This window comes from Mycobacterium sp. 663a-19, assembly GCF_035616495.1.
Lineage (GTDB): Bacteria > Actinomycetota > Actinomycetes > Mycobacteriales > Mycobacteriaceae > Mycobacterium.
The window spans coordinates 272,439-294,621 of sequence record NZ_JAPJAV010000005.1; the positions used below are offsets into that span (position 1 = coordinate 272,439).

At 69.3% G+C, this 22,183-nt stretch carries 23 protein-coding genes; 3 read left to right on the plus strand and 20 right to left on the minus strand.

Annotated elements, in window-relative coordinates; all coding sequences use genetic code 11:
• Nucleotides 1-103: 103 nt before the first annotated feature.
• From OQ968_RS11605 to OQ968_RS11655, 11 genes are all read right to left on the minus strand, one after another.
• Nucleotides 104-1,522 carry a bifunctional lysylphosphatidylglycerol flippase/synthetase MprF gene (locus OQ968_RS11605; protein WP_324677811.1) on the minus strand — a complete coding sequence of 473 codons (1,419 nt, stop codon included), beginning with the start codon at nt 1,520-1,522 and terminating at the stop codon, nt 104-106.
• A 144-nt stretch (nt 1,523-1,666) separates the two neighbouring features.
• The gene (locus OQ968_RS11610; protein WP_324677813.1) at nt 1,667-2,542 is read right to left on the minus strand and encodes an acyl-CoA thioesterase II; all 876 of its coding nucleotides are present in this window, start codon (nt 2,540-2,542) and stop codon (nt 1,667-1,669) included.
• A gap of 35 nt (nt 2,543-2,577) precedes the next feature.
• Nucleotides 2,578-3,996 (minus strand): pyruvate kinase, encoded by a 1,419-nt coding sequence (gene pyk / locus OQ968_RS11615; protein ID WP_324677815.1) that lies wholly within the window; start codon nt 3,994-3,996, stop codon nt 2,578-2,580.
• Between the two features lie 47 nt (nt 3,997-4,043).
• Nucleotides 4,044-4,481 (minus strand): DUF2752 domain-containing protein, encoded by a 438-nt coding sequence (locus tag OQ968_RS11620; protein ID WP_324677817.1) that lies wholly within the window; start codon nt 4,479-4,481, stop codon nt 4,044-4,046.
• Entirely contained in the window at nt 4,471-4,851 is a 381-nt protein-coding gene (locus tag OQ968_RS11625) for a TM2 domain-containing protein (protein ID WP_324677818.1), read from the minus strand. The genes OQ968_RS11620 and OQ968_RS11625 overlap by 11 nt, the downstream gene beginning before the upstream one ends.
• A gap of 70 nt (nt 4,852-4,921) precedes the next feature.
• Nucleotides 4,922-6,742, minus strand: coding sequence for a prolipoprotein diacylglyceryl transferase (locus OQ968_RS11630; protein ID WP_324677820.1), 1,821 nt, complete (start codon nt 6,740-6,742; stop codon nt 4,922-4,924).
• Nucleotides 6,739-7,551 (minus strand): tryptophan synthase subunit alpha, encoded by an 813-nt coding sequence (trpA, locus tag OQ968_RS11635; RefSeq protein ID WP_324677822.1) that lies wholly within the window; start codon nt 7,549-7,551, stop codon nt 6,739-6,741. The genes OQ968_RS11630 and trpA overlap by 4 nt, the downstream gene beginning before the upstream one ends.
• Nucleotides 7,548-8,822 (minus strand): tryptophan synthase subunit beta, encoded by a 1,275-nt coding sequence (gene trpB, locus OQ968_RS11640; protein WP_324677824.1) that lies wholly within the window; start codon nt 8,820-8,822, stop codon nt 7,548-7,550. The genes trpA and trpB overlap by 4 nt, the downstream gene beginning before the upstream one ends.
• Before the next feature lie 68 nt (nt 8,823-8,890).
• Nucleotides 8,891-9,709, minus strand: coding sequence for an indole-3-glycerol phosphate synthase TrpC (trpC, locus tag OQ968_RS11645; protein WP_324677826.1), 819 nt, complete (start codon nt 9,707-9,709; stop codon nt 8,891-8,893).
• A gap of 80 nt (nt 9,710-9,789) precedes the next feature.
• Nucleotides 9,790-10,458: a TIGR02234 family membrane protein gene (locus tag OQ968_RS11650; RefSeq protein WP_324677828.1), complete on the minus strand. Its 669-nt coding sequence runs from the start codon at nt 10,456-10,458 to the stop codon at nt 9,790-9,792.
• Nucleotides 10,451-12,001 carry an anthranilate synthase component I gene (locus OQ968_RS11655; RefSeq protein WP_324677830.1) on the minus strand — a complete coding sequence of 517 codons (1,551 nt, stop codon included), beginning with the start codon at nt 11,999-12,001 and terminating at the stop codon, nt 10,451-10,453. Before OQ968_RS11655 ends, OQ968_RS11650 begins: the two co-directional genes overlap by 8 nt.
• Nucleotides 12,002-12,051: 50 nt before the next feature.
• Here OQ968_RS11655 and OQ968_RS11660 point away from each other — a divergent pair, with 50 nt between their 5' ends.
• Nucleotides 12,052-12,516: a peroxiredoxin gene (locus tag OQ968_RS11660; protein WP_324677832.1), complete on the plus strand. Its 465-nt coding sequence runs from the start codon at nt 12,052-12,054 to the stop codon at nt 12,514-12,516.
• A 19-nt stretch (nt 12,517-12,535) separates the two neighbouring features.
• On the opposite strand, the gene OQ968_RS11665 is transcribed toward OQ968_RS11660, so the two are convergent.
• Entirely contained in the window at nt 12,536-13,630 is a 1,095-nt protein-coding gene (locus tag OQ968_RS11665) for a calcium:proton antiporter (RefSeq protein WP_324677834.1), read from the minus strand.
• A 74-nt stretch (nt 13,631-13,704) separates the two neighbouring features.
• Here OQ968_RS11665 and OQ968_RS11670 point away from each other — a divergent pair, with 74 nt between their 5' ends.
• The gene (locus OQ968_RS11670; protein ID WP_324677836.1) at nt 13,705-15,180 is read left to right on the plus strand and encodes a serine/threonine-protein kinase; all 1,476 of its coding nucleotides are present in this window, start codon (nt 13,705-13,707) and stop codon (nt 15,178-15,180) included.
• 7 nt (nt 15,181-15,187) lie between these two features.
• On the opposite strand, the gene hisI is transcribed toward OQ968_RS11670, so the two are convergent.
• The 8 genes from hisI to hisD form a co-directional block, all read right to left on the minus strand.
• On the minus strand, nt 15,188-15,535 hold the full coding sequence (hisI, locus tag OQ968_RS11675; protein ID WP_324677838.1) for a phosphoribosyl-AMP cyclohydrolase: 348 nt from the start codon (nt 15,533-15,535) through the stop codon (nt 15,188-15,190).
• Nucleotides 15,532-16,317: an imidazole glycerol phosphate synthase subunit HisF gene (gene hisF / locus OQ968_RS11680; RefSeq protein ID WP_324677840.1), complete on the minus strand. Its 786-nt coding sequence runs from the start codon at nt 16,315-16,317 to the stop codon at nt 15,532-15,534. The genes hisI and hisF overlap by 4 nt, the downstream gene beginning before the upstream one ends.
• Entirely contained in the window at nt 16,317-17,117 is an 801-nt protein-coding gene (locus OQ968_RS11685; RefSeq protein WP_324677842.1) for an inositol monophosphatase, read from the minus strand. The genes hisF and OQ968_RS11685 overlap by 1 nt, the downstream gene beginning before the upstream one ends.
• A gap of 7 nt (nt 17,118-17,124) precedes the next feature.
• The gene (gene priA, locus OQ968_RS11690; protein WP_324677844.1) at nt 17,125-17,856 is read right to left on the minus strand and encodes a bifunctional 1-(5-phosphoribosyl)-5-((5-phosphoribosylamino)methylideneamino)imidazole-4-carboxamide isomerase/phosphoribosylanthranilate isomerase PriA; all 732 of its coding nucleotides are present in this window, start codon (nt 17,854-17,856) and stop codon (nt 17,125-17,127) included.
• A gap of 82 nt (nt 17,857-17,938) precedes the next feature.
• Nucleotides 17,939-18,559 (minus strand): imidazole glycerol phosphate synthase subunit HisH, encoded by a 621-nt coding sequence (gene hisH / locus OQ968_RS11695; protein ID WP_324677846.1) that lies wholly within the window; start codon nt 18,557-18,559, stop codon nt 17,939-17,941.
• Nucleotides 18,556-19,173 (minus strand): imidazoleglycerol-phosphate dehydratase HisB, encoded by a 618-nt coding sequence (hisB, locus tag OQ968_RS11700; RefSeq protein ID WP_324677848.1) that lies wholly within the window; start codon nt 19,171-19,173, stop codon nt 18,556-18,558. Before hisB ends, hisH begins: the two co-directional genes overlap by 4 nt.
• A complete protein-coding gene (locus OQ968_RS11705) occupies nt 19,170-20,306 on the minus strand; it encodes a histidinol-phosphate transaminase (protein ID WP_324677850.1) in 1,137 nt (378 codons plus the stop codon). Before OQ968_RS11705 ends, hisB begins: the two co-directional genes overlap by 4 nt.
• Nucleotides 20,303-21,631, minus strand: coding sequence for a histidinol dehydrogenase (gene hisD / locus OQ968_RS11710; protein ID WP_324678020.1), 1,329 nt, complete (start codon nt 21,629-21,631; stop codon nt 20,303-20,305). The genes OQ968_RS11705 and hisD overlap by 4 nt, the downstream gene beginning before the upstream one ends.
• A 77-nt stretch (nt 21,632-21,708) precedes the next feature.
• Here hisD and OQ968_RS11715 point away from each other — a divergent pair, with 77 nt between their 5' ends.
• Nucleotides 21,709-22,131: a nitroreductase family deazaflavin-dependent oxidoreductase gene (locus OQ968_RS11715; protein ID WP_324677852.1), complete on the plus strand. Its 423-nt coding sequence runs from the start codon at nt 21,709-21,711 to the stop codon at nt 22,129-22,131.
• Nucleotides 22,132-22,183 lie beyond the last annotated feature (52 nt).

Genomic DNA, 22,183 nt, shown 5'->3' on the forward strand with positions numbered 1-22,183 from the left:
ATCGTGGGCGGGAAAATCCCGCCGAAATCCCGCCGTAGGTTCACACCGAAAGCCGTCGGCTCACACTCGAAGCCGTGGGTTCACACCGAAACACCGAAAGCCCCTAGGCGTGATGCGCCAACCGCTCGAAGTGCCGCCGCCGCGGCATGAACTCCAGCGTGAGCAACACGAACACCAGCGGAACCAACTGCGTCATCGATACCAGCGCGTAGCGCCGGGCGTCCATCGCGTGGAACTTGCGCACGTAACGGTACAACGACTCGAGCGCGATCAGCGGGTCCAGCACATGGATCAGCCGGTAGAAGATGCGCTTGGGCCAACCGCGATTCTTGTCCTCGAAGATCTCCGGGAAGGCCGCGAACGACAGCGATACCCGTTGTGCGCCAGCCTCTTTGCCGGCCATGATCATGTCGACGCTGAGCCGTTCGTCGATCCCGTTGGGGGCGCCGCGGCGACGCCACGGCACGTCGAGGCTGATGTCGCGGCCGCCGCCGGCCGTCGCATACCGGTGGAAGCCCTGAACTTTCCCGGCGGCGTCCCTGGCGATGATCAGCCGGATTCCGGGGAACCGGCCCTCCAGCACCCCGTCCAGGTTCATGTAGAAGCCGCGATCGGTGTGGGCGCCGCTGGGCGACGCCCGCACCACGTCGGAAAGTTCTTCCAGCAGCTTGTCGTCGAGTGCCTGCTCGTCCACGATCTCGGTGGTGATGCCGAAGTTGTGCGTCCGCTGCACGGCCTGACGCAGGTTGCGGAACTTGCGCCCGACCATCTCGAAGTTGGACACGTCGACGACGACATCGCGGCCGATCGGCACCGCCCGCAGCGATTGTCCGACGACCGTGCGGTCGGTCCACAATTCGAGGCGCCGTTCGCTGCAACCCACCACGGCGATGCGCCAGCCGTGCGCGCGACACATCGCGGCGAAGTCCGCGACCAGTTCGGGGAATCGCGCCTCGTCGCCGATCGGGTCCCCGCCGACGGCCGCGAACCCCAGCCGGGTCCGGTACGCCAGCGCCGCGGTGCCGTCCGCGGTGAAGTGGTAGCACTTGCCCGTCTGCATCGCGAACGGCGCCAACGGGTCATCGCTGGTGGCGTCGATCAGCGCCCACGCCCGGGGCAGGTCCTCGGGCCGCGGATGCGACGACATCGGCCACATCAGCACCAGGCCCGAGCCGGCGATCAGCACGTCACCGAGCAGGTCGAAGGACAACACGTGCGAGCCCAGGCCCGCCAGCACGAAAAAAGCGGCGGTAGCCGCGTGCGTGGCCGTGACGGGGCGGCCCAGGAAGATGCCGCGTGCGATCAATGTCACAGCCGCCAGCACGGTGAGCGACCAGCCCAGCCGACCGGCGTAGTGCCACTCGGGGTTCTGGTGGTGGCGGGCGAGCACCGCGATCAGCCAGCACGTGGCGCACAGCAACGCCAAGGCGCCGACGCAGCGGGCCACGAGCGAATCGACGTGAACGACAACACGTTCGCGAGCGCGCAGTCTTGGGGCGACGTCCACCGGCGGGCCGTTCACATCTCACCTCCCGATGCGCTGACTTTCAGCTGGGCGGCTGGTTTGCCGCTGCTCCCATCGAATACCCGGCTGCTACGAACTTACGCCTGATCATGGCCGTTCGGAGGCCAAATCGGACGCATGTTCGCCTGTATCCTGTGGTGTCTATCGGCGCCGGGGCGCAAAGTATTTCAGCACGCCTTCCTGGACCACCGTCGCGACGACTTGGCCGGAGCGGTCGAAGAAATGGCCGGTGCCCAGCCCGCGCGAATCCGCGGCCACCGGCGAAGACGTCGAATACAGCAGCCAGTCGTTGACGTTGACCTGCCGATGAAACCACACCGAGTGGTTGGCGGACGCCGCAAAGATGCGGTCGAAACCCCACGACAGCCCGTGGGTGGTGATGACCGAGTCCAGCACGGTGGTGTCCGAGGAGTACACCATCGTCGCGGTGTGCAACACCGGGTCGTCGGGCACCACGCCGAGGGCCTTGACCCACACCCGGTTGTAGGAGAGCCGGTCGCCCTTGTCCCGCATCACCCAGGCCGGGTCGTTGGTGTAGCGCCATTCGATCGGTTGCAGGGCGTTGACGAAGTGCGGGACGGTCTCCTCGTAGCCGCGCAGCAGCTCGCCGATCGTCGGCTGGGTGTGCGGCTCCGCCACCGGCGGCGGTTCGACGGCGTGCTCGAGGCCGCGGCCGCCGGACATGTACGAAATCATCGCCGAGGACAGCAGCGTGCCGTCCTGCACCGCGTCGACGCGCCGGTTGGCGAAGCGCCGCTCGTCGCGCAGCGCGACGACGTGGAATTCGATGTCCTTAGCGGTGTCGCCACCGTTGATGAAGTGCACCGAAAGCGCGCTGGGGGGTAGGTCCTCGCGGATCAGCGTGCGGCTGCTCGCGACGAACGACTGCGCCATGAGCTGGCCGCCGAATGTGCGCATCGGGTTCTTGCTGGGGTGCGATCCGATGAACAGTTCAGCGGAGATGCGGTTGAGGTCCAGTATCGACAGCAGTTCCTCGAAGTCGTTGCCAGCCGGCACAGGCCTGCTCTCCCCTGTCGATTGGGCGTCGCCGATCAGACGTCGTCCTCGCCGATCCGGTGCACATGGATCAGGTTGGTCGAGCCTACTGTGCCCGGCGGAGCGCCCGCGACGATGACCACCAGGTCGCCGCGCTTGTAGCGGCCCAGCTCGAGCAGCGACTTGTCGACCTGGCGGATCATGCCGTCGGTGGAGGTCATCATCGGGACGATGAACGTTTCCGTGCCCCAGGTCATGGCAAGCTGGCTGCGCACCTCGGGCCACGCGGTGAACGCGAGCAACGGCAGCGGGGTGTGCAGGCGCGCTAGTCGCTTGACGGTGTCGCCCGATTGGGTGAAGGCGACCAGGGCCTTGGCGTCGAGCCGCTCGCCGATGTCGCGGGCGGCGTAGGAGATCACCCCGCGCTTGGTGCGCGGCACGTGCGTCAACGGCGGGGCGGCGGTGGAATTCTCCTCGACCGCGCACACGATCCGCGACATCGTCCGCACGGCCGCCAGCGGGTACTTCCCCACCGCGGTCTCGCCGGACAGCATCAGCGCGTCGGCGCCGTCGAGCACCGCGTTGGCGACGTCGGAGGCCTCGGCCCGCGTCGGCCGCGAGTTCTCGATCATCGAGTCGAGCATCTGGGTCGCCACGATGACGGGTTTCGCGTTCTCCCTGGCGATCTGGATGGCCCGCTTCTGCACCAGCGGCACCTCTTCCAGCGGCAGCTCGACACCCAGGTCGCCGCGGGCCACCATGATGGCGTCGAACGCCAGCACGATGGCTTCGAGATTGTCGACGGCCTCCGGCTTTTCGAGCTTGGCGATCACCGGTACCCGGCGGCCGATCCGGTCCATCACCTCGTGCACGAGCTCGACGTCGGACGGCGAGCGCACGAAGGACAGCGCGACGAGGTCGACGCCGAGGTTCAGCGCGAAGGTGAGATCCTCGATGTCCTTGTCCGACAAGGCGGGCGCGGACACGTTCATGCCGGGCAGCGACATGCCCTTGTTGTTGCTCACCGGGCCGCCCTCGACGACGGTGCAGACCACGTCGTCGCCGTCGATGTCGTCGACCACGAGGCCGACCTTGCCGTCGTCGATCAGAATCCGGTCACCGACGACGGCGTCCTGGGCCAATTTCTTGTACGCGGTCGACACCCGGTCGTGGCTGCCCTCGCAGTCGGCGACGGTGATCCGGACCGTTTCGCCGTCGGCCCAGTAGGTTGGTCCGGTGGCGAAGCGCCCGAGCCGGATCTTCGGGCCCTGGAGGTCGGCCAGCAGGCCGACGGCGCGGCCGGTGGCGTCCGAGGCGTTGCGTACCCGGTCGTAGGCGGCTTTGTGATCGGCGTAGTCACCGTGGCTGAAGTTCATTCGGGCGACGTCCATTCCGGCCTCGACGAGCGCCAGGATCATCTCGTCCGAGTCGGTGGCGGGGCCAAGGGTGCAGACGATCTTCCCGCGTCTACTCACGGCGACCCAGCATAGTCGTGCTCTTCGTCATCCGGATGACTCGGCGCTCACCCGCTGAGAAGCGTCGGGACCAGCGGAAATCCGGGCAGGTTGCGCGTCAGCGTCCACGCCGTCGCGGCGACTGTGAACGTCACCACCGCCGGCAGCGACAGCCACGGCCGGCCGTGGCGCCGCCGCAGCACCATCAATCCGGCCAGCACCGGGATGCCGACCAGCAGGAAGAGGTTGTCATTGATGGCGGCCACCAGATCGCCGTGCAGCAGGTCGTGTGTCATCCGCAGCCCACCGCAGAACGGGCAATTCCAGCCGGTCAGCCACTTGAACGGGCACAGGGGATATGGCGAATGCGCGTGGTGCGGGTCGACGAAACCCACGTAGCCCAGCGCGCCGGCCAGCAGCACACCGGTTCCGCCCGACACGTAGAGGCGACGACGGCGGTCCTCATGGCACTGCCCCGACGCCCGGTTTGACGGATCAGGTGCCATCGCGCAACGGGCGGCCCTGCGGGTCGGGGACCTTGTCGGTCAGTATCAAGATCGCGTCGACGATGCTCCAAATCAGCCCGATCCCGCAGGTAAACCAGCCCACCAGCAACTGCGCGACGCCCACGCCGACGTCGCCGATGTAGAAGCGCCCGATCCCGCCGATGCCGACCAGACTGAGCAGCTGCAGGAGACCCGCGATGGTCTTCGACTTGTCCGAGAGCGGTTGCCCGGTCACCGGATGGCGGCCGAACGGAGCGGCCGGGTCGTAGTAGGGCGCGGGATATTGCGGATACGGCGGTGGAGGGCCGGGCGGGGGCGGCTGCTGAGGCGGCTGATGGTCTGCAGCGTCGTGCGACGACGGGTCTGTCACGTTTTCAGCATGCCAGACCAATGGCGTTTCCGCCCCGGCCGCGAGCGATGGATTTTGAGTTGCCCGACGGCTATCGGCCCCGTCGGCCCCTCAACCGGAAGCTCAAGCGGCGCCTTATTGCGCCGCCAGTGGCGGGCGTCGTCGTGTCGTCAGGAGTTTCCTCGGCGGCCTTGGGTTGTGCCGCCTCTTCCGCGATGTCCGACTCCGCGGACGACTCGGCTTGCGGCTCTTCAACTTTCGGCTCGGCGGTTTCGGACTCGGGTTCAAGCTCTTCGGCTTCTGCCTCTTCGGCTTCGGTCACGACGGCGTCGGCCTCCGCGGCGTCGGGCCCCGAAGCTTCAGCCTCTTCTCCCTCCGCCACAGCCTCCTCCGCCTGCGCGACTTCAGGTTCGGCGGTCTCGGACTCGTCGGCGTCGGCCTCCGCAACCTCGGGCTCTTCGGCCTCCGGCTCTTCGACTTCTTCGGCCTCTGGCTCTTCAACTTCAGCCTCTTCAGCTTCGACCTCGGCAACCTCAGCCTCACGTCCTTCGGCTTCAGCGTCTTCTTCGGCTTCAGCTTCTTCTTTGGCTTCAGCCTCTTCGTCGGCTTCGGGTTCTTCGACTTCGGCTTCTTCGGCCTCTGGCTCTTCAGCTTCGCCTTCAGCCTCTTCAGCTTCAGCTTCCGCCGGTTCAGCTTCGGCTTCAGCCTCTTCAGCTTCGGGTTCCGCGGGTTCGGCTTCAGCTTTCTCGGCCTCCGGCTCCTCGGTCTCACCGGCTTCGGCCTCCGCGGTTTCAGCCTCTTCGGCCTCCGGTTCCGCGACCGCGGCGACGACGGTTTCAGGCTCTTCGGCCGCGGCCTCCACGACCTCCGGCTCCGCGACCTCCGCCGGTTTCGACCGCCGACGCGGAATCAGCCTCTTCGCCGTCTTACCCGCCGCCATAACCCCAGCCACCGCGGCCGCCCCCATAACCGAAACGCCGGTTACCCGCTCGGGTTCCGGCTTTCGCTCTGGCTCACCTTCCGGCAATGGCTCGCCAACAACATCCGCGGTGCCGCGCAGGCTGGCGGGATCCTCTCGGCCCTTCGGCGCCAGAACGAGGTAAACCACGGCCCCGATGAACACGAACGTCGATGTGAACGAATTGATCCGGATCCCCGCGATGTGCGTGGCCGTGTCGTCACGCAGCAACTCGACGCCGAAGCGTCCGATGCAGTAGCCCGCCACGTAAATCGCGAACAACCGCCCGTGGCCCAGCGTGAAGCGCCGGTCGAGATAGATCAGCGCGACGAAAACCAGGACATTCCAAATCAACTCGTACAGAAACGTCGGCTGTACCACCAGCGCCAGCTGCCCGGTCGACACGCCGTCGAGCGAGTGCGGATCGATGTAGCCCGCCGGATCTCGCCGGTAGAAGATCTCCAGGCCCCACGGCAGCGTCGTTTCCCTGCCGTAGAGCTCCTGATTGAAGTAATTCCCGAGCCGACCGATGGCCTGCGCCAAAATGATTCCGGGAGCGATCGCGTCTCCGAAGGCCGGCAGCGGAATCCCGCGACGCCGGCACGCGATCCACGCCCCGACTCCACCGAGAGCCACCGCACCCCAGATGCCCAGGCCGCCGTCCCAGATGCGCAGCGCCGCAGCGAGTCCCGCACCGCTGGGGCCGAAGTAGGTTCGCCAATCGGTGGCGAGGTGATAGAGCCTGCCACCAATCAAACCGAAAGGCACCGCCCACAGCGCGATGTCATAGATCACCCCGCGCTCGCCGCCGCGCGCCTCCCAGCGCCGGTCTCCGATCACCAGGCCGACCACGATGCCGGCGATGATGAACAGCGCGTAGGCGCGAATGGGCACCGGCCCCAGGTACCAGACGCCCCGCGGCGGGCTGGGGAAATACGTGGGCAACATCGTCATGGCGCGGAAACCCCCTGTCGCACACCAGCGGCCAGTTCCTCTGTCAGGGCGCGCAGCCGCGGCAAACCGTCGCCCAGCGCCGACACCAACGCCGAACCGACGATCACACCATCGGCATAACTTCCGATCTGCGCGGCCTGCTCTCCCGATCGCACCCCCAGGCCGACGCCGACGGGTATGTCGGACACCGCCCTGACCCTGCTCACCAATTCGGGTGCGGCCTGCGATACCGCGTCGCGTGCCCCGGTCACGCCCATCGTCGATGCCGCGTAGACGAATCCGCGCGATGCCTCGACCGTGCTCACCAACCGCTGCGGCGTCGACGATGGCGCCACGAGGAATACGCGATCCAGGCGATGCTCATCGGACGCCGCGATCCACTCCCGGGCTTCCTCGGGTATCAGGTCGGGGGTGATCAGGCCGTGCCCGCCGGCCGACGCCAGGTCCCGCGCGAACGCGTCAACCCCGTAGCGCAGCACCGGGTTCCAGTAGGTCATCACCACCGCTCGCCCGCCGGCCGAACTGATCGCCTCGACCGCGGCCAGCGTGTCGCGGACCCGCACGCCCCCGCGCAGCGCGGCCTCGGTGGCCCTGGCGATGGTTGGACCGTCCATCCCGGGATCCGAATACGGCACCCCCACTTCGATGAGGTCGCAACCGGATTCGACCAGCGCGGTCATCGCGTCCACGGAAGTCGGCACGTCCGGGTAACCGGTGGGCAGATATCCGATCAGCGCCGCCCGGTTGTCGCCGCGGCAGGCCTCGAACAGCGGTCCCAGCCTGCTCGCTTCGCTTTGCTCCACCGTCATTTCGTGCCCGCGTCGCCCAACAGCCCGAACCACTTTGCGGCGGTCTCGACGTCCTTGTCGCCGCGCCCCGACAAGTTCACCACGATGACGGCGCCGGCCCCCAGCTCGACGCCGAGCTTGAGCGCACCGGCGACCGCATGCGCGGATTCGATGGCCGGGATGATGCCCTCCGCGCGGCACAGCAGGCCGAACGCCTCCATCGCCTCGGAGTCGGTGATGGGCTGGTACTCGGCGCGTCCGGTCTCCCTCAGCCACGCGTGTTCGGGTCCCACCCCCGGATAATCCAGACCCGCTGAGATCGAATGGGATTCGATGGTCTGGCCGTCCTCGTCCTGCAGCAGATAGGAAAACGATCCCTGGAACGCACCCGGCGAGCCTCCGGTGAATGTCGCTGCGTGCCTGCCGGTCTCGACACCGTCGCCCGCCGCCTCGTATCCGATCAGGCGCACGCCGGGATCGTCGAGAAACGCGTGGAAGATCCCGATGGCGTTGGACCCGCCGCCGACGCAGGCCACGACCGCGTCGGGCAACCGGCCCGCCTGCGACTGAATCTGCGCGCGCGTCTCGAGGCCGATGATCCGCTGAAAATCGCGAACCATGGTGGGAAACGGGTGCGGACCGGCCGCGGTTCCGAAGCAGTAGTAAGTGTTCTCGGCGTTGGTGACCCAATCCCGGAACGCCTCGTTGATCGCGTCCTTGAGCGTCTGCGAACCGGTCTCGACCGACACCACCTCGGCGCCCAGCAGCCGCATCCGCGCCACATTGAGGGCCTGGCGGTCGGTGTCGACGGCGCCCATGTAGATCACGCACTGCAGGCCGAGCAACGCGCACGCAGTGGCCGTCGCCACCCCGTGTTGGCCGGCGCCCGTCTCCGCGATCACCCGGTTCTTGCCCATTCTCTTGGCCAGCAGGGCCTGGCCGAGCACGTTGTTGATCTTGTGAGAACCGGTGTGGTTCAGGTCTTCTCGCTTGAGGAAGATGCGCGCCGAGCCGGCGTGCTCACCCAGGCGGGTCGCCTCGTACAGCGGCGACGGCCGTCCCGCGTAGTTCGCCAACAGGCTGTCCAGGGTGTCCAGGAAATCCGGGTTGACGCGCTCCTTTTCGTAGGCGGCGGTGACCTCTTCGATCACCGCCATCAGCGCCTCGGCCACATAACGGCCGCCATAGCCACGGGGGCCGCCGAAATGACCACCCTGGTCTGGGTCGTGCCGGGTGGGTTCTGCGATGGCCGCACTCGGAAGCGGGAGGTCCGGGCGGGATAGCTCTACCATCACCAAGGCTCAACGCGCGGGCGGCTCATTTGGGTTCAATGTTTCCGGGGCTGTTCGGTCATCGATGACTAGCGAGCCGGTTTCGGACAGGACGGATGGGTGCCCGCGGTGACAAGGTCGGCAACCGCGGCGCGCGGGTCGCCACTCTTAACGAGACCCTCGCCCACCAACACGGCGTCGGCGCCCGCACCGGCATACGCCAACAGATCTCCGGTACCGCGCACACCGGACTCGGCGATCCTGATCACGTTGCTGGGCAACCCGGGAGCGATTCGCGCGAAGCAATCCCGGTCCACCTCCAGCGTCGCGAGATCGCGGGCGTTGACGCCGATCACGTTGGCCCCGGCCTTCAGCGCCCGGTCGGCTTCCTCTTCGGTGTGCACCTCGACAAGCGCTGTCATGCCCAATGATTCGGTGCGATCCAGCATCGACACCAACGCGGACTGATCCAGCGCGGCGACGATGAGCAACAACATGTCGGCGCCGTGCGCGCGCGCCTCATGGATCTGATATGGCTGCACCACAAAGTCTTTGCGCAATATCGGTATCGAAACCGCGGCGCGCACCGCATCGAGGTCGTCGAGTGAGCCGTTGAAACGCCGTTCCTCGGTGAGCACGCTGATGATCCGGGCGCCGCCGTCCTCGTAGGCGCGGGCCAGTTTTGCCGGATCGGCAATGGCCGCTAGCTGACCCGCCGACGGGCTGGCCCGCTTGACCTCGGCGATGACGCCGATTCCGGGCTCGCGCAGGGCGGCCATCACGTCCAGCGGCGGCGGCGCGGCCGCGGCGGCCGCTTTGATTTCGGAAAGGCTGACAAGCGCTTCGCGCGCGGCAACGTCGGCCCGGACTCCCTCGAGAATGGAGTCAAGCACGGTTGCCGGACTCATGCCTGTTGTTTCCCTTCCCACGGTCCCCAGCCGATTTCGACGACGTCAATGAAGGGTAGCGACCGTCGGCTTGCGGTCCGTCACCGACCCTCGGTGTCGGACTCGCGGGGCCGAGCGGTCGGGTCGCGTCCCTCGTCGAGCGCGTCCCAGATCATCCGCTCCGACATCTCCGGCGTCTCCGGCGTCTCCAGCATCGCCCCGTCGGCGGCTTCGCGTAGCGCATTTGAACGACGTGTCGCCGGCGCGGCATATTTTGTTGCGCCCGAGCGGTCCGAGCCCAAGATCGACGCCGAGCGCATCAGCAAGACGGCGGCGATCAGGGTGCACGCCGCGGCCAGCACCGCGATTGCGGCCCCCCAGTAGCGCCGCTCGCTCCCCACCAGCGACACCAGCGAGACGTGCGCCAGGTCGGCTCCGCGCGCCGCGACGTCGGGAATCACCCACAGGCTCACGCCGAGGTAGCCGACGGCCAGGCTCACCGCGGCCAGCAGCCCCGCCAGCGCGCGCAGCGGCCAGCCGCGCACCGCCAGCGCCGCGACCGCGGTAGCCAGCATGAGCAGCGCCAACGGCAGCAGGGCCGTCGACCACGACGCGCCGGTCAGGGTCACCTGTCTGGGCGGCCCCAGCCCGTCGAACGAGCGGATCACCACCCACGGCAGCCGCGACGCCACCCACAACGCCACCGCCGCGATGACCAGCAGTAACTGGGCCACCCGCACCGTCAGCCCGGCGCGCCTTGGGTCAGCCATCGCGGCCCACGTCCGGCGCGGTCAGCGTCTCGGCGGCGGCGATCGCGTTGAGCACCGCGCGCGCCTTGTTGGTCGCCTCGGTGTGCTCGTAGGGACCGTTGGAGTCGGCGACGACGCCGCCCCCGGCCTGCACATAGGCGGTTCCGTCGCGCATCAGCGCGGTGCGGATGGCGATCGCGAAGTCGGCGTTGCCGGCGAAGTCGAGGTAGCCGACCACGCCGCCGTAGAGGCCGCGGCGCGTCTTCTCCACCTCTTCGATGAGCTCCATGGCCCGCACCTTCGGGGCCCCCGACAGCGTGCCGGCCGGGAAGCAGGCCGTCACCGCGTCCAGCGCGGTGCGGCCCTCGCCCAGCATCCCGGTCACCGTCGACACCAGGTGCATGACGTGGCTGTAGCGCTCGATGTGGCTGTAGTCCTCGACGCGAACCGTGCCCGGCGTGCACACCCGGCCGAGGTCGTTGCGGCCGAGGTCGACCAGCATCAGATGCTCGGCGCGTTCCTTGTCGTCGGCCAGCAGCTCCTTCTCCAGCAGCTGATCCTCTTCCTCGTTCTGGCCGCGCCACCGGGTCCCGGCGATCGGATGCGTCCTCGCCCGGCCCTCGGTGACCGTGACCAGCGCCTCCGGACTGGACCCGACGATCGAAAAGTCCGTTGCCCCAGCACTATTCGGCACGTGCATCAGGTACATGTAGGGGCTGGGGTTGGTCACCCGCAGAATGCGGTAGACGTCGATCGGGTCGACGCCGGTGTCCATCTCGAAGCGCTGGGACGGCACCACCTGAAACGCCTCGCCGGCCGCGATCTGCTCGACGAGGTACTCCACGATCTTGCCGTACTCCTCGACGGTGCGCTGGGCTCGATACCGCGGCTCGGGCCTGCTGAAGGTGGCAACCGTCGACGGCAGCGGCTGACCCAGCGCCGTGGTCATCACATCCAGCCGCGCGATCGCGTCGTCGTAGGCCTCGTCGACCCGCTCGTCGGTGCCGTTCCAGTTCACCGCGTTGGCGATCAGCGTGATGGTGCCCTCGTGGTGGTCGACCGCCGCCAGGTCGGTGGCCAGCAGCAACAGCATGTCCGGCAGCTGAAGGTCGTCGACGGCCAGCTCGGGCAGCCGCTCCAGACGCCGCACCAGGTCATAGGCGAAAAAGCCGACCATGCCGCCCGACAGCGGCGGAAGCCCCGGCTTGATCTCGTCGGGGGCCGCCGTGGCCAGCAGCTCCAGGGTGGCCCGAAGCGCGTGCAGCGGGTCGCCTCCGGTGGGCGCGTCGCGAGGCACCGCACCCAGCCACACCGCTTCGCCGTCGCGCACGGTCAGCGCCGACGGCGAACCCGCGCCGATGAACGACCACCGCGACCAGGAGCGGCCGGTCTCGGCGGACTCGAGCAGGAACGTGCCGGGGCGGTCGGCGGCGAGTTTGCGGTAGGCCGACAGCGGCGTCTCGGCGTCGGCCAGGACCTTGCGGGTCACCGGAACCACCCGATGCTCGGCCGCGAGCTGGCGAAATTCCTCCCGTGAGGTGGTGGCGGCGAGGTGGGCGTGCACCGAACCATCCTCGCAGATGGGGCGGGGCGGCTCGGGCGTAACCTGACGCAATGAAAACCGGTGACACCGTGGCGGACTTCGAGCTTCCCGATCAGACGGGAACGCCACGCAAGCTCAGCGCCCTGCTCTCCGACGGACCCGTGGTCCTGTTCTTTTATCCGGCCGCGATGACGCCCGGCTGCACCAAGGAGGCTTGCCACTTCCGCGACCTGGCCTCGGAATTCGCCGCGGTGGGGGCGAACCGGGTGGGCATCAGCGTCGACCCCGTGCAGAAGCAGGCCAAATTCGCCGACACACAGAACTTCGACTACCCGCTGCTGTCGGACACCGACGGCGCCGTCGCCAGCCAGTTCGGCGTCAAGCGCGGCCTGCTGGGCAAGCTGATCCCCGTCAAACGCACGACGTTCGTCATCGACACCGACCGCACCGTGCTCGACGTGATCTCCAGCGAGCTCAGCATGGACACCCACGCCGACAAGGCGCTGCAGACGCTGCGGGCCCGATCGTCGGCTTAATCGGTTGCGCCAGTTAGCCTTACGGATTGATCGCCAGAAAAACGAACGCGGCTAGCAGCACCAGATGCACCTCGCCCTGCAGCCGGGTGGCCCGGCCGGGCACCACTGTCAACATGCTGATCACGACGGTCAGCGCGAGCAGCACCAACTGGGTTGGGCCGAGGCCCAGGATCAGCGGTCCTTGCAGCCAGACCGATGCCAACGCGATAACCGGGATGGTGAGCCCGATGCTTGCCATCGCCGAGCCATAAGCCAGGTTCAGGCTGGTCTGGATGCGGCCGCGCCGCGCCGCGCGCGCCGCGGCGAGCGTCTCCGGCAGCAGCACCAGCGAGGCAATGACCACGCCCACGAACGACTGCGGGAATCCGGCCGCCGCCACCGCACGCTCGATGACGGGCGATTCCACGTTGGCCAGGCCCACCACCGCGACCAGCGCGACGAGCAGCAGCGCCAGGCTGATCAGCGCAGACCGCGTGGTCGGCGGCGCGGCATGGCTTTCATCCTCCGCGTACAGGCTTTTCTGGCCCTTCTGCGCGATCGGCAGAAAGAAGTTGCGGTGCCGAACGGTCTGGGTGAACACGAACAGCAGGTACACCAAGAGCGTGGCGATCGCGGCGAAGGCCAGCTGGCTGGGGGTGAACTCCTGGCCCTGATGGCCGGTGGTGACGGCGGGCAGTACCAGGCTCAACGTGGCCACCGTCGTGAGCGTGGCCAGCACGGCTCCAGTGCCCTCGGCGTTGAACAGTGTCTCGCCGTAGCGCCGGGAGCCGAGCAGCAGCGACAAACCGGCGATTCCGTTGGTGGTGATCATCAGAGCGGCGAACGCGGTGTCCCTGGCCAGCGTCGCGGCCTCGTTGCCGCCGGACGCCATCAGAGTGACGATGAGGGCCACCTCGATGACCGTCACCGCGACCGCGAGGATCAGCGAACCGAACGGTTCGCCGACCCGGTGCGCGACCACCTCCGCGTGGTGCACCGCGGCCAGTACCGCACCGGTCAGAAGTGCGCCCTCGACCGTGGCGAGTACCGGCCCGGGCTTATCACCCCAGGTCGCTGCCAGCGCGATGAGGGCAACCAGCGGTACCAGCACGGTCCAGGACACGCGTCTCGACATCGCCCACCATTCCCATCGAAGTCATCCGCCCGCGCCTTCGCACAAGCGCGCGGCATCGTCAGTAGCATGCTCACATGCCGCAAAGCGAGGGCTTGGCAGAAGGAGAGGTTTTTGCCGGGTACACCATCGTTCGCCGGCTGGGGACCGGCGGCATGGGCCAGGTGTATCTGGCCCAGCACCCGCGACTGCCCCGCCGCGACGCCCTCAAAATCCTGCCCCGCGAACTGACCGCGAACGACGAATTCCGCCAGCGCTTCAACCGCGAGGCCGACCTGGCCGCCAACCTGTATCACGAGCACATCGTCGGCATCCACGACCGCGGCGAATATCAAGGGCGACTGTGGATCTCGATGGACTACGTGGAGGGCACCGACGCCGCTGAGCTGCTGCGCGCCCACTACCCGTCCGGGATGCCGAAAACCCAAGTCGTCGAGATCATTTCGGCCGTCGCCGACGCGCTCGACTACGCCCACTCACGCGGGCTGCTGCACCGCGACGTCAAACCCGCCAACATCCTGCTGACCGATGCCGCCCGGAGACGGATCCTGCTCGCCGATTTCGGCATCGCCCGCGAACTCGGCGAGATCAGCGGCCTCACCGCGACGAACATGCTGGTGGGGACCACCGCCTACTGCGCGCCCGAGCAACTGCAGGGCTTGAACCTGGACGGACGGGCCGACCAATACGCGCTGGGCTGCACCGCATTCAACCTGTTGACCGGGTCCGCCCCGTTTCAGCATTCCAACCCGGCGGTGGTCATCACCCAGCATCTGTCCGCGCCGCCGCCGCGCATCGGCGAGCGCCGACCCGAATTGGCCGACCTCGACGGCGCCCTCGCCAAGGCGCTCGCCAAACAACCCGACGACCGGTACCCGACGTGCGCCGACTTCGCGGCGGCGCTGGGCGGCCCGCCGACAGCCGTCGCCGCACCGACCGAGGTGATCGCGACGGCCCGCGCCGCGGCGCCGCAACCGGCGAAGGCGCGCGGTCGCCGGCTGGGGGCATGGGCCGCGGCGCTGGTCGCCGTCGCCCTGGTCGTGGTCGCGGTGGTGGTGGGCGTCCAGATGCTCGGCGGCAAGTCGGCAAAACCGGCCGGCAGCCATGCGGCGCGTTCCGCGGCGCCAACGGGCGGCGACAGCGCCGCCACCCCCACTACACCGGCGATCAAGCTGACCAGCCAGCTCACGGACCAATCGGGTGTGCTCGGCCCCCTCGAGTCCGACGCCGTGCAGCGCGCGCTCACCAAGCTCTACAACGGTCAGGGCACCCGGCTCTGGGTGGTCTACGTCAGGAATTTCGGCGGCCTCAAGCCGTTCCGGTGGGCCGAGGACACCATGCGCACCAACAACTTCACCGACGCCGACGCCATGCTCGCCGTGGCCACCGACGAAACCTCCTTCTCGTTCCGGGTGCCGGCCGCCGCGACCAACGGAAAGGCCATCGACGTCGAGATCATCCGCCGCGACCGGATCTCCCCGGCCGTCGTCCGCCACGAATGGGCCCGCGCGGCGATAGCCGCCGCGAACGGGTTGGACATTGCAGCCAGTTAGCGCCGGGCTAGCCCTCGGGTTCCAGCAGCGCGTCGGCGTCGAAGCAGCTGTGATCGCCGGTGTGGCAGGCGCCGCCGACCTGGTCGACGATCAGCAGCACGGCGTCGCCGTCGCAGTCCAGCCGCACCGAATGGACGTGCTGGGTGTGGCCGGACGTTTCACCCTTGATCCACTGTTCGCCGCGCGATCGCGAATAGTACGTGGCCTCACGGGTTTCCAGGGTGCGGGCCAGCGCCGCGTCGTCCATCCATGCGACCATCAGCACGTCGCCGCTGCCGCGCTCCTGCACGACGGCGGTGAACAGTCCGTCGGCATTGCGCCTCAGTCGCGCGGCGATGTTCGGGTCCAGCGTCATCGCACGGTGATCCCTTCTGCGGCCATCGCGGCCTTCACCTCTCCGATGGTCAGCTCGCGAAAATGAAAGACGCTGGCCGCCAACACCGCATCGGCCCCGGCGGCGACCGCGGGCGCGAAGTGTTCGGCCGCCCCCGCCCCGCCGCTGGCGATCACCGGCACCGTGACCGCGGCGCGGACCGCGCGCAGCATGGGCAGGTCGAAGCCGGCCTTGGTGCCGTCGGCGTCCATCGAGTTCAGCAGGATCTCCCCCACCCCGAGCTCGGCGCCGCGGGCCGCCCACTCGACGGCGTCGATCCCGGTGCCGCGGCGGCCCCCGTGGGTGGTGACCTCCCAGCCCGATGGTGTCGGCGCCGACGCGGGAGGCACGGTGCGGGCGTCCACCGACAGCACGATGCACTGCGAGCCGAACTGCCGGGCCATCTCCGCCAGCAGGTCCGGGCGGGCGATGGCGGCGGTGTTGACCGAGACCTTGTCGGCCCCCGCGCGCAGCAGCACGTCGACGTCGGCCACCGTGCGCACCCCGCCGCCGACCGTCAGCGGGATGAACACCTGCTCGGCGGTGCGGCGCACCACCTCCAACATGGTCGCCCGGCCCGACGAGGATGCGGTCACGTCCAGGAAGGTCAGCTCGTCGGCGCCCTCGGCGTCGTAGACGGCCGCAAGCTCCACCGGGTCGCCGGCGTCGCGGAGGTTGGCGAAGTTGACGCCCTTGACCACCCGCCCGTCGTCGACGTCCAGGCACGGGATCACGCGCACGGCCAGTCCGGTTTGCGAGTGCATCAGTAATCCCCCGGATCGCCCGTGGCGCGCAGGATTTCGAGGATCTCGTCGTGTGCGCCGGGCGCGGCGGCCAGCACCGACCGCGACTCCGGGGTCCACGGCTCGCCGGCCAGCGTGGTGACGATGCCGCCCGCGGCGCGCACCTGCGCCACACCCGCGGCGTGATCCCAGACGTGGCCGCCGAAAGTGATTGCGCCACCCAGTATTCCGTCGGCGACATAGACCAGGTCGATGCCCGTCGACCCGTGCATGCGCAACCGCGACGACACCCGGCTGAGCTTCTCCAGCACCGCCAGCCGGTAGCGGCCCGGGAAGCGGCCGCGCGAGCCGGCGGTGAAGGTGCCGACGGCCACGAGCGCGTCCGCCAGCTCGGTGTGGGCCAGCGGCGGCCGCGGCACACCGTTTCTCATCAGCGGACCACCCGCGACGGCGGTGTAGCGGTCGCCGGTGAACGGCAACCAGGTCAGGCCGGCCACCGGCTCGCCCTCGTGCAGCAGGCCCAACAGGATCGCGGCCATCGGCGACCCGGCGGCGTAGTTGAACGTGCCGTCCACGGGGTCCAGCACCCACACCCACGGCGAGTCGACGCCCGGGCCGCCGAATTCCTCGCCGTGCACCCCGATTCCGGTGGCGTCTTCCAGCGCGGCGACGACCTGCCGCTCGATGGCGAGGTCGACCTCGGTGGCGAAGTCGTTGCCCTTCTTGCGGATCGCCGAGCCGGCGCGGTGGCCCTCCAGGAACCGCGGCACCGCCGCATCCAGGACCGCCGACGCCTCGGCTACCAGCGCGTCCAAATCCATTGCGGCGCTACTCCCGCACCGCGGCCAGCGCCTGCGGCAGGGTGAACCGCCCGGCGTAGAGGGCCTTTCCGACGATGGCGCCCTCCACCCCGCGGCCGGTGAGGGTGGCGATGGCGCGCAGGTCGTCGAGGCTGGACACCCCGCCGGAGGCGATCAGCGGCGCTCGCGTGTTTTCCGCGACGGCGGCCAGCAGCTCGATGTTGGGGCCGCCGAGCGTGCCGTCCTTGGTGACGTCGGTGACCACGAACCGCGAACATCCTTCGCGGTCAAGGCGTTCCAGCACGTCCCACAGGTCGCCGCCGTCGGTTTCCCAGCCGCGGCCGCGCAGCCGGTGCGCGCCGTCGGTGACCTGTACGTCCAGCCCGACGGCGACCCTGTCGCCGTGCTCGGCGATCGCCCGCGCGCACCACTGCGGGTTTTCCAGCGCGGCGGTCCCCAGGTTGACCCGCGCGCAGCCGGTGGCCAGCGCGGCGGCCAGGGAGTCGTCGTCGCGGATGCCGCCGGACAGCTCCACCGCGACGTCGAGCTTGCCCACCACCTCGGCGAGCAGTTCGCGGTTGGAGCCGCGGCCGAACGCGGCGTCGAGGTCCACCAGATGGATCCAGTCGGCCCCGTCGCGCTGCCAGCCCAGGGCGGCGTCCAGCGCGGAGCCGTACTCGGTTTCGCTGCCGGCCTTGCCCTGGACCAGGCGCACGGCGCGACCGTCGACCACGTCGACGGCGGGTAGCAGAATCAACACACTTTCTCCTCTGCGCCGAGACTGCAACTAGCGACGCGTCCTCTCGGCGTTTGTGTCGCTAGTTGCAGTCTCGCGGTGTGGTTCACAGTCCCTTGACCCAGTTGCTCAGCACGGCCGCCCCGGCGTCCCCGCTCTTCTCCGGGTGGAATTGGGTGGCGGCCAGCGGGCCCTCCTCTACCGCGGCCAAGAACGGCACCCCGTGGGTGGCCCACGTCAGCACCGCGTCCGGGGAGCCCTCCCAGGACTGCGCGGCGTAGGAGTGCACGAAGTAGAACCGGGCGCCCGGGTCCAGGCCGTCGAACAGCACGCTGCCCGGCCCGGGCCGCACCACGTTCCAGCCCATGTGCGGGATCACCGGGGCGTCCAGCCGGGTGACGGCCCCGGGCCACTGCCCGCAGCCCGTCGTCTCCACCCCGAACTCGACGCCGCGGGCGAACAGGATCTGCATGCCGACACAGACCCCCAGCACCGGGCGCCCGGCGGCGACCCGCTCGGCGATTATCCGCTCCCCCGCGATCTTGCGCAGGCCGGTCATGCAGGCCTCGAAAGCGCCGACACCCGGCACCACCAGGCCGTCGGCGGCCGCCGCCGCGCGGGCGTCGGCGGTCACCTCGACGGCCGCGCCGGCCCGTTGCAGCGCGCGCTGGGCCGAGCGCAGGTTACCCGAGCCGTAGTCCAGAACCACGACTGATCTTGTTGTCACAGAACGCCTTTGGTCGACGGCACACCGGAGGTCCGCGGGTCGGGCTCGACCGCCTGGCGCAACGCGCGGGCCACCGCCTTGTACTGCGCCTCGGTGATGTGGTGCGGGTCGCGGCCGTAGAGTACGCGCACGTGCAGCGCGATGCGGGCGTTGGCGGCCAGCGTCTCGAACACGTGCCGGTTGACGACGGTGTGGTAGGGCACCGAACTGCCGGCAATCGTGATGTGCCGCAGGTGATCCGGTTCGCCGGTGTGCACGCAGTACGGCCGCCCGGACACGTCGACTGCGGCGTGCGCCAGCGCCTCGTCCATCGGGATGAAGGCGTCGCCGAAGCGCCGGATGCCCTTCTTGTCGCCGAGGGCCTGCCCGAGCGCCTGGCCCAGCGCGATCGCGGTGTCCTCGATGGTGTGATGCGCCTCGATCTCCACGTCGCCCTTCGTGCGCACGGTCAGGTCGAAGCTGGCATGGCTGCCCAATGCCGTCAGCATGTGGTCGTAGAACGGCACCCCGGTGTCGACGTGCACCTGCCCGGTGCCGTCGAGGTCGAGCTCGACGACGATGTCGGATTCCTTGGTGCGCCGCTCGATGCGGGCGCGACGGGGTTCGGTGCTCACTGGGCTCCTACTGGTGTGGCGGGCGCCAATTCGGTCGCCGCGATCTGGGCGCTGACTCGCAGGAACGCGTCGTTCTCGACGGCCAGCCCGGTGGTGGCGCGCAGGTACCCGGGGATCCCGACATCGCGGATCAGGATGCCGGCGTCCAGGTAGCGTTGCCAGGTGGCCGGCGCGTCGGCGAACTGACCGAACAGCACGAAGTTCGCGTCGCTCGGGATCACCCGAAAGCCCATGCCGCTCAATGCCTTTGTGACGCGTTCGCGCTCGGCGACCAGGGTGGCGACGCTGCCCAGCGTGTCGTCGGCGTGCCGCAGGGCGGCCCGGGCCGCGGCCTGGGTGACCGACGACAGGTGGTAGGGCAGCCGCACCAGCAGCATCGCGTCGATCACCGCCGGCGTGGCGATCAGATAGCCGAGCCTGCCGCCGGCGAAGGCGAACGCCTTGCTCATGGTGCGTGTGACGACGAGGCGGGTCGGATACTCCCCGACCAGCGCCACGGCGCTGGGCACCGACGAGAACTCCCCGTAGGCCTCGTCGACGATCAAGATCCCCGGTACCACGTCGAGCAGCCGCCGCAGGTCCTGCAGCGAAACGCTCTGTCCCGACGGGTTGTTGGGGCTGGCGATGAACACCACGTCGGGCCTGCGGTCGGTGACGGCGGCGACGGCGGCGTCGACGTCGAGGCTGAAGTCGTCGGCGCGGGCCGCCTCGATCCACTCGGTGTGGGTGCCGCCGGAGATGATCGGGTGCATCGAGTACGACGGCGTGAACCCGATGGCGCTGCGCCCCGGTCCGCCGAACGCCTGCAGCAGTTGCTGCAGGACCTCGTTGGAACCATTGGCGGCCCAGAGGTTTTCCACGCCGAGCGGCGTGCCGGTCTGCGCGGTGAGGTAGGCGGCCAGGTCTTCGCGCAGGGCCACCGCGTCGCGGTCGGGGTAGCGGTGCAGGTCGGCGGCCGCCGCGGCCACCGAGCGCGTCACGTCGTCGACGAGCGCCCGGGTGGGCGGGTGCGGGTTCTCGTTGGTGTTCAGCCGCACCGGGACCGCCAATTGCGGTGCGCCATAGGGCGATTTGTCGCGCAGGTCGTCGCGCAGCGGCAGGTCGTCCAGCGTGGGCTTGTCGGGTTCGGTCATCGCTCGAACCTCCGCCGGATCGCCTCGCCGTGCGCCGGCAGGTCTTCGGCCTCGGCCAGCGTGACCACGTGTCCGGAGACGTCTTTGAGCGCCGCCTCGGTGTAGTCGACGACGTGGATGCCGCGCAAAAAGGTCTGCACCGACAGGCCACTGGAGTGCCGCGCGCTGCCGCCGGTCGGCAGCACGTGGTTGGAGCCCGCGCAGTAGTCGCCGAGGCTCACCGGCGCGTACGGGCCGACGAAAATGGCTCCGGCCGAACGTATTCGGCCGGCGACCCGCGGCGCATCGGCGGTCTGGATCTCCAGGTGCTCGGCGGCGTAGGCGTTGACCACCGTGATCCCGGCGTCGAGGTCGTCGACCAGGATGATGCCCGACTGGCGTCCGGTCAGGGCGGCCGTCACCCGCTCGCGGTGCACCGTGGTCCGCAGCTGGGCCGCCACCTCGGCGTCGGTGGCCGCGGCGAGGTCCTGGCTGGGGGTGACCAGCACGCTGCCGGCCATCTCGTCGTGTTCGGCCTGGCTGATCAGGTCGGCGGCCAGGTGCGCCGGGTCGGCGGTGTTGTCGGCCAGGATCGCGATCTCCGTCGGGCCGGCCTCGGCGTCGATGCCCACCCGCGAGCGGCAGAGCCGCTTGGCGGCGGTCACGTAGATGTTGCCCGGCCCGGTGATCATGTCGACCGGCGCCAGGTCGGCGCCGTCGGTGTCGGTTCCGCCGTAGGCCAGCAACGCCACCGCCTGCGCGCCGCCCACCGCCCAGACCTCGTCGACGCCCAGCAGCCGGGCCGCGGCCAGGATCGTCGGATGCGGCAAGCCTTCGAGCCGGCCCTGCGAGCGGCTCTGCGGCGGGCTGGCCACCACCAGCGAGTCGACACCGGCGACCTGCGCGGGCACCACGTTCATCACCACGCTGGACGGGTAGACGGCGTTGCCGCCGGGCACGTACAGGCCGACCCGCTCGACGGGGACCCACCGCTCGGTTACCGTCGCGCCCGGGCCGAGCGTGGTGGTGACGTCGGCGCGGCGCTGGTCGGCGTGCACGGCGCGGGTCCGCTCGATCATCGCCCGCAGCGCGTCCCGCACGTCCTCGTCCAGCCCGGCCAGCGCGTGCCGCAGCGCCGCGTCGGGCACCCGCACGGCCGCCGGCCGCACGTCGTCGAACTTCGCCCCGAATTCCAGGGCCGCGTCGGCCCCGCGCTCGGCGACGGCCTGCACGATCGGCCGCACCTGGGGCAGCACGGTCTCCACGTCGGCGCCGCCGCGCGGCAGCGTGGCCCGCAGCCGGGCGGCCGTCAGCTCCGCGCCCCGCAGGTCGATGCGGGCCAGCACGGGTTGCGGCGTGGCAGTCACGGGGTCCATTCTCCCAGAGCAGCTCAACTGGATATCCGACCGGTAGTGTGGCCGTCATGCCCGCGAAGGATCACCCCAACAACGCTCCCGGTGTCCCGATGGTGTTTCCGCCCTGGTTCGAGCGCTTCCAGATCAAGTACTTCAACCCGGTGGTCAAGCCGATCGCCCGGTTTCTGCCCGGGACCGCGACCATCAAGCATCGCGGCCGCACGTCCGGCAAGCAGTACGAGACCGTCATCACGCCCTACCGCAAGGGCAATGTGCTGGCGATCGCGCTGGGCCACGGCAAGACGAACTGGGTGAAGAACGTGCTGGCCGCCGGCGAGGCGGACGTCCAGTTCAGCCGCAACCGCGTGGTCCACATCACCAACCCACGCATCTTGCCGGCCGGCTCCGACGGCCCGGAAGCTGAGGCCCTGCCGCGGATGGCCCGCGCGCAGCTGCGCCGCATCGGCGTCTTCGTCGGCGACGTGGCCTGAGCTCCCCCGTCTAACCCGCCGAACGTGCGCAGATGCACGGGAACTCGCGGCG

Bases quoted from the DNA above. Each gene is read 5' to 3' on its own strand.
- hisF (WP_324677840.1), bottom strand. From the start codon at position 16,317: ATGCACTCGCAAACCGGACTGGCCGTGCGCGTGATCCCGTGCCTGGAC.
- OQ968_RS11665 (WP_324677834.1), bottom strand. From the start codon at position 13,630: ATGTCGAGACGCGTGTCCTGGACCGTGCTGGTACCGCTGGTTGCCCTC.
- hisI (WP_324677838.1), bottom strand. From the start codon at position 15,535: ATGACGCTGGACCCGAACATCGCCGCGCGACTGAGGCGCAATGCCGAC.
- OQ968_RS11630 (WP_324677820.1), bottom strand. From the start codon at position 6,742: ATGACGATGTTGCCCACGTATTTCCCCAGCCCGCCGCGGGGCGTCTGG.
- OQ968_RS11660 (WP_324677832.1), top strand. From the start codon at position 12,052: ATGAAAACCGGTGACACCGTGGCGGACTTCGAGCTTCCCGATCAGACG.
- OQ968_RS11715 (WP_324677852.1), top strand. From the start codon at position 21,709: ATGCCCGCGAAGGATCACCCCAACAACGCTCCCGGTGTCCCGATGGTG.
- OQ968_RS11685 (WP_324677842.1), bottom strand. From the start codon at position 17,117: ATGGATTTGGACGCGCTGGTAGCCGAGGCGTCGGCGGTCCTGGATGCG.
- OQ968_RS11650 (WP_324677828.1), bottom strand. From the start codon at position 10,458: ATGGCTGACCCAAGGCGCGCCGGGCTGACGGTGCGGGTGGCCCAGTTA.
- trpA (WP_324677822.1), bottom strand. From the start codon at position 7,551: ATGACGGTGGAGCAAAGCGAAGCGAGCAGGCTGGGACCGCTGTTCGAG.
- OQ968_RS11705 (WP_324677850.1), bottom strand. From the start codon at position 20,306: ATGACCGAACCCGACAAGCCCACGCTGGACGACCTGCCGCTGCGCGAC.
- OQ968_RS11620 (WP_324677817.1), bottom strand. From the start codon at position 4,481: ATGGCACCTGATCCGTCAAACCGGGCGTCGGGGCAGTGCCATGAGGAC.
- trpC (WP_324677826.1), bottom strand. From the start codon at position 9,709: ATGAGTCCGGCAACCGTGCTTGACTCCATTCTCGAGGGAGTCCGGGCC.
- OQ968_RS11670 (WP_324677836.1), top strand. From the start codon at position 13,705: ATGCCGCAAAGCGAGGGCTTGGCAGAAGGAGAGGTTTTTGCCGGGTAC.
- trpB (WP_324677824.1), bottom strand. From the start codon at position 8,822: ATGGTAGAGCTATCCCGCCCGGACCTCCCGCTTCCGAGTGCGGCCATC.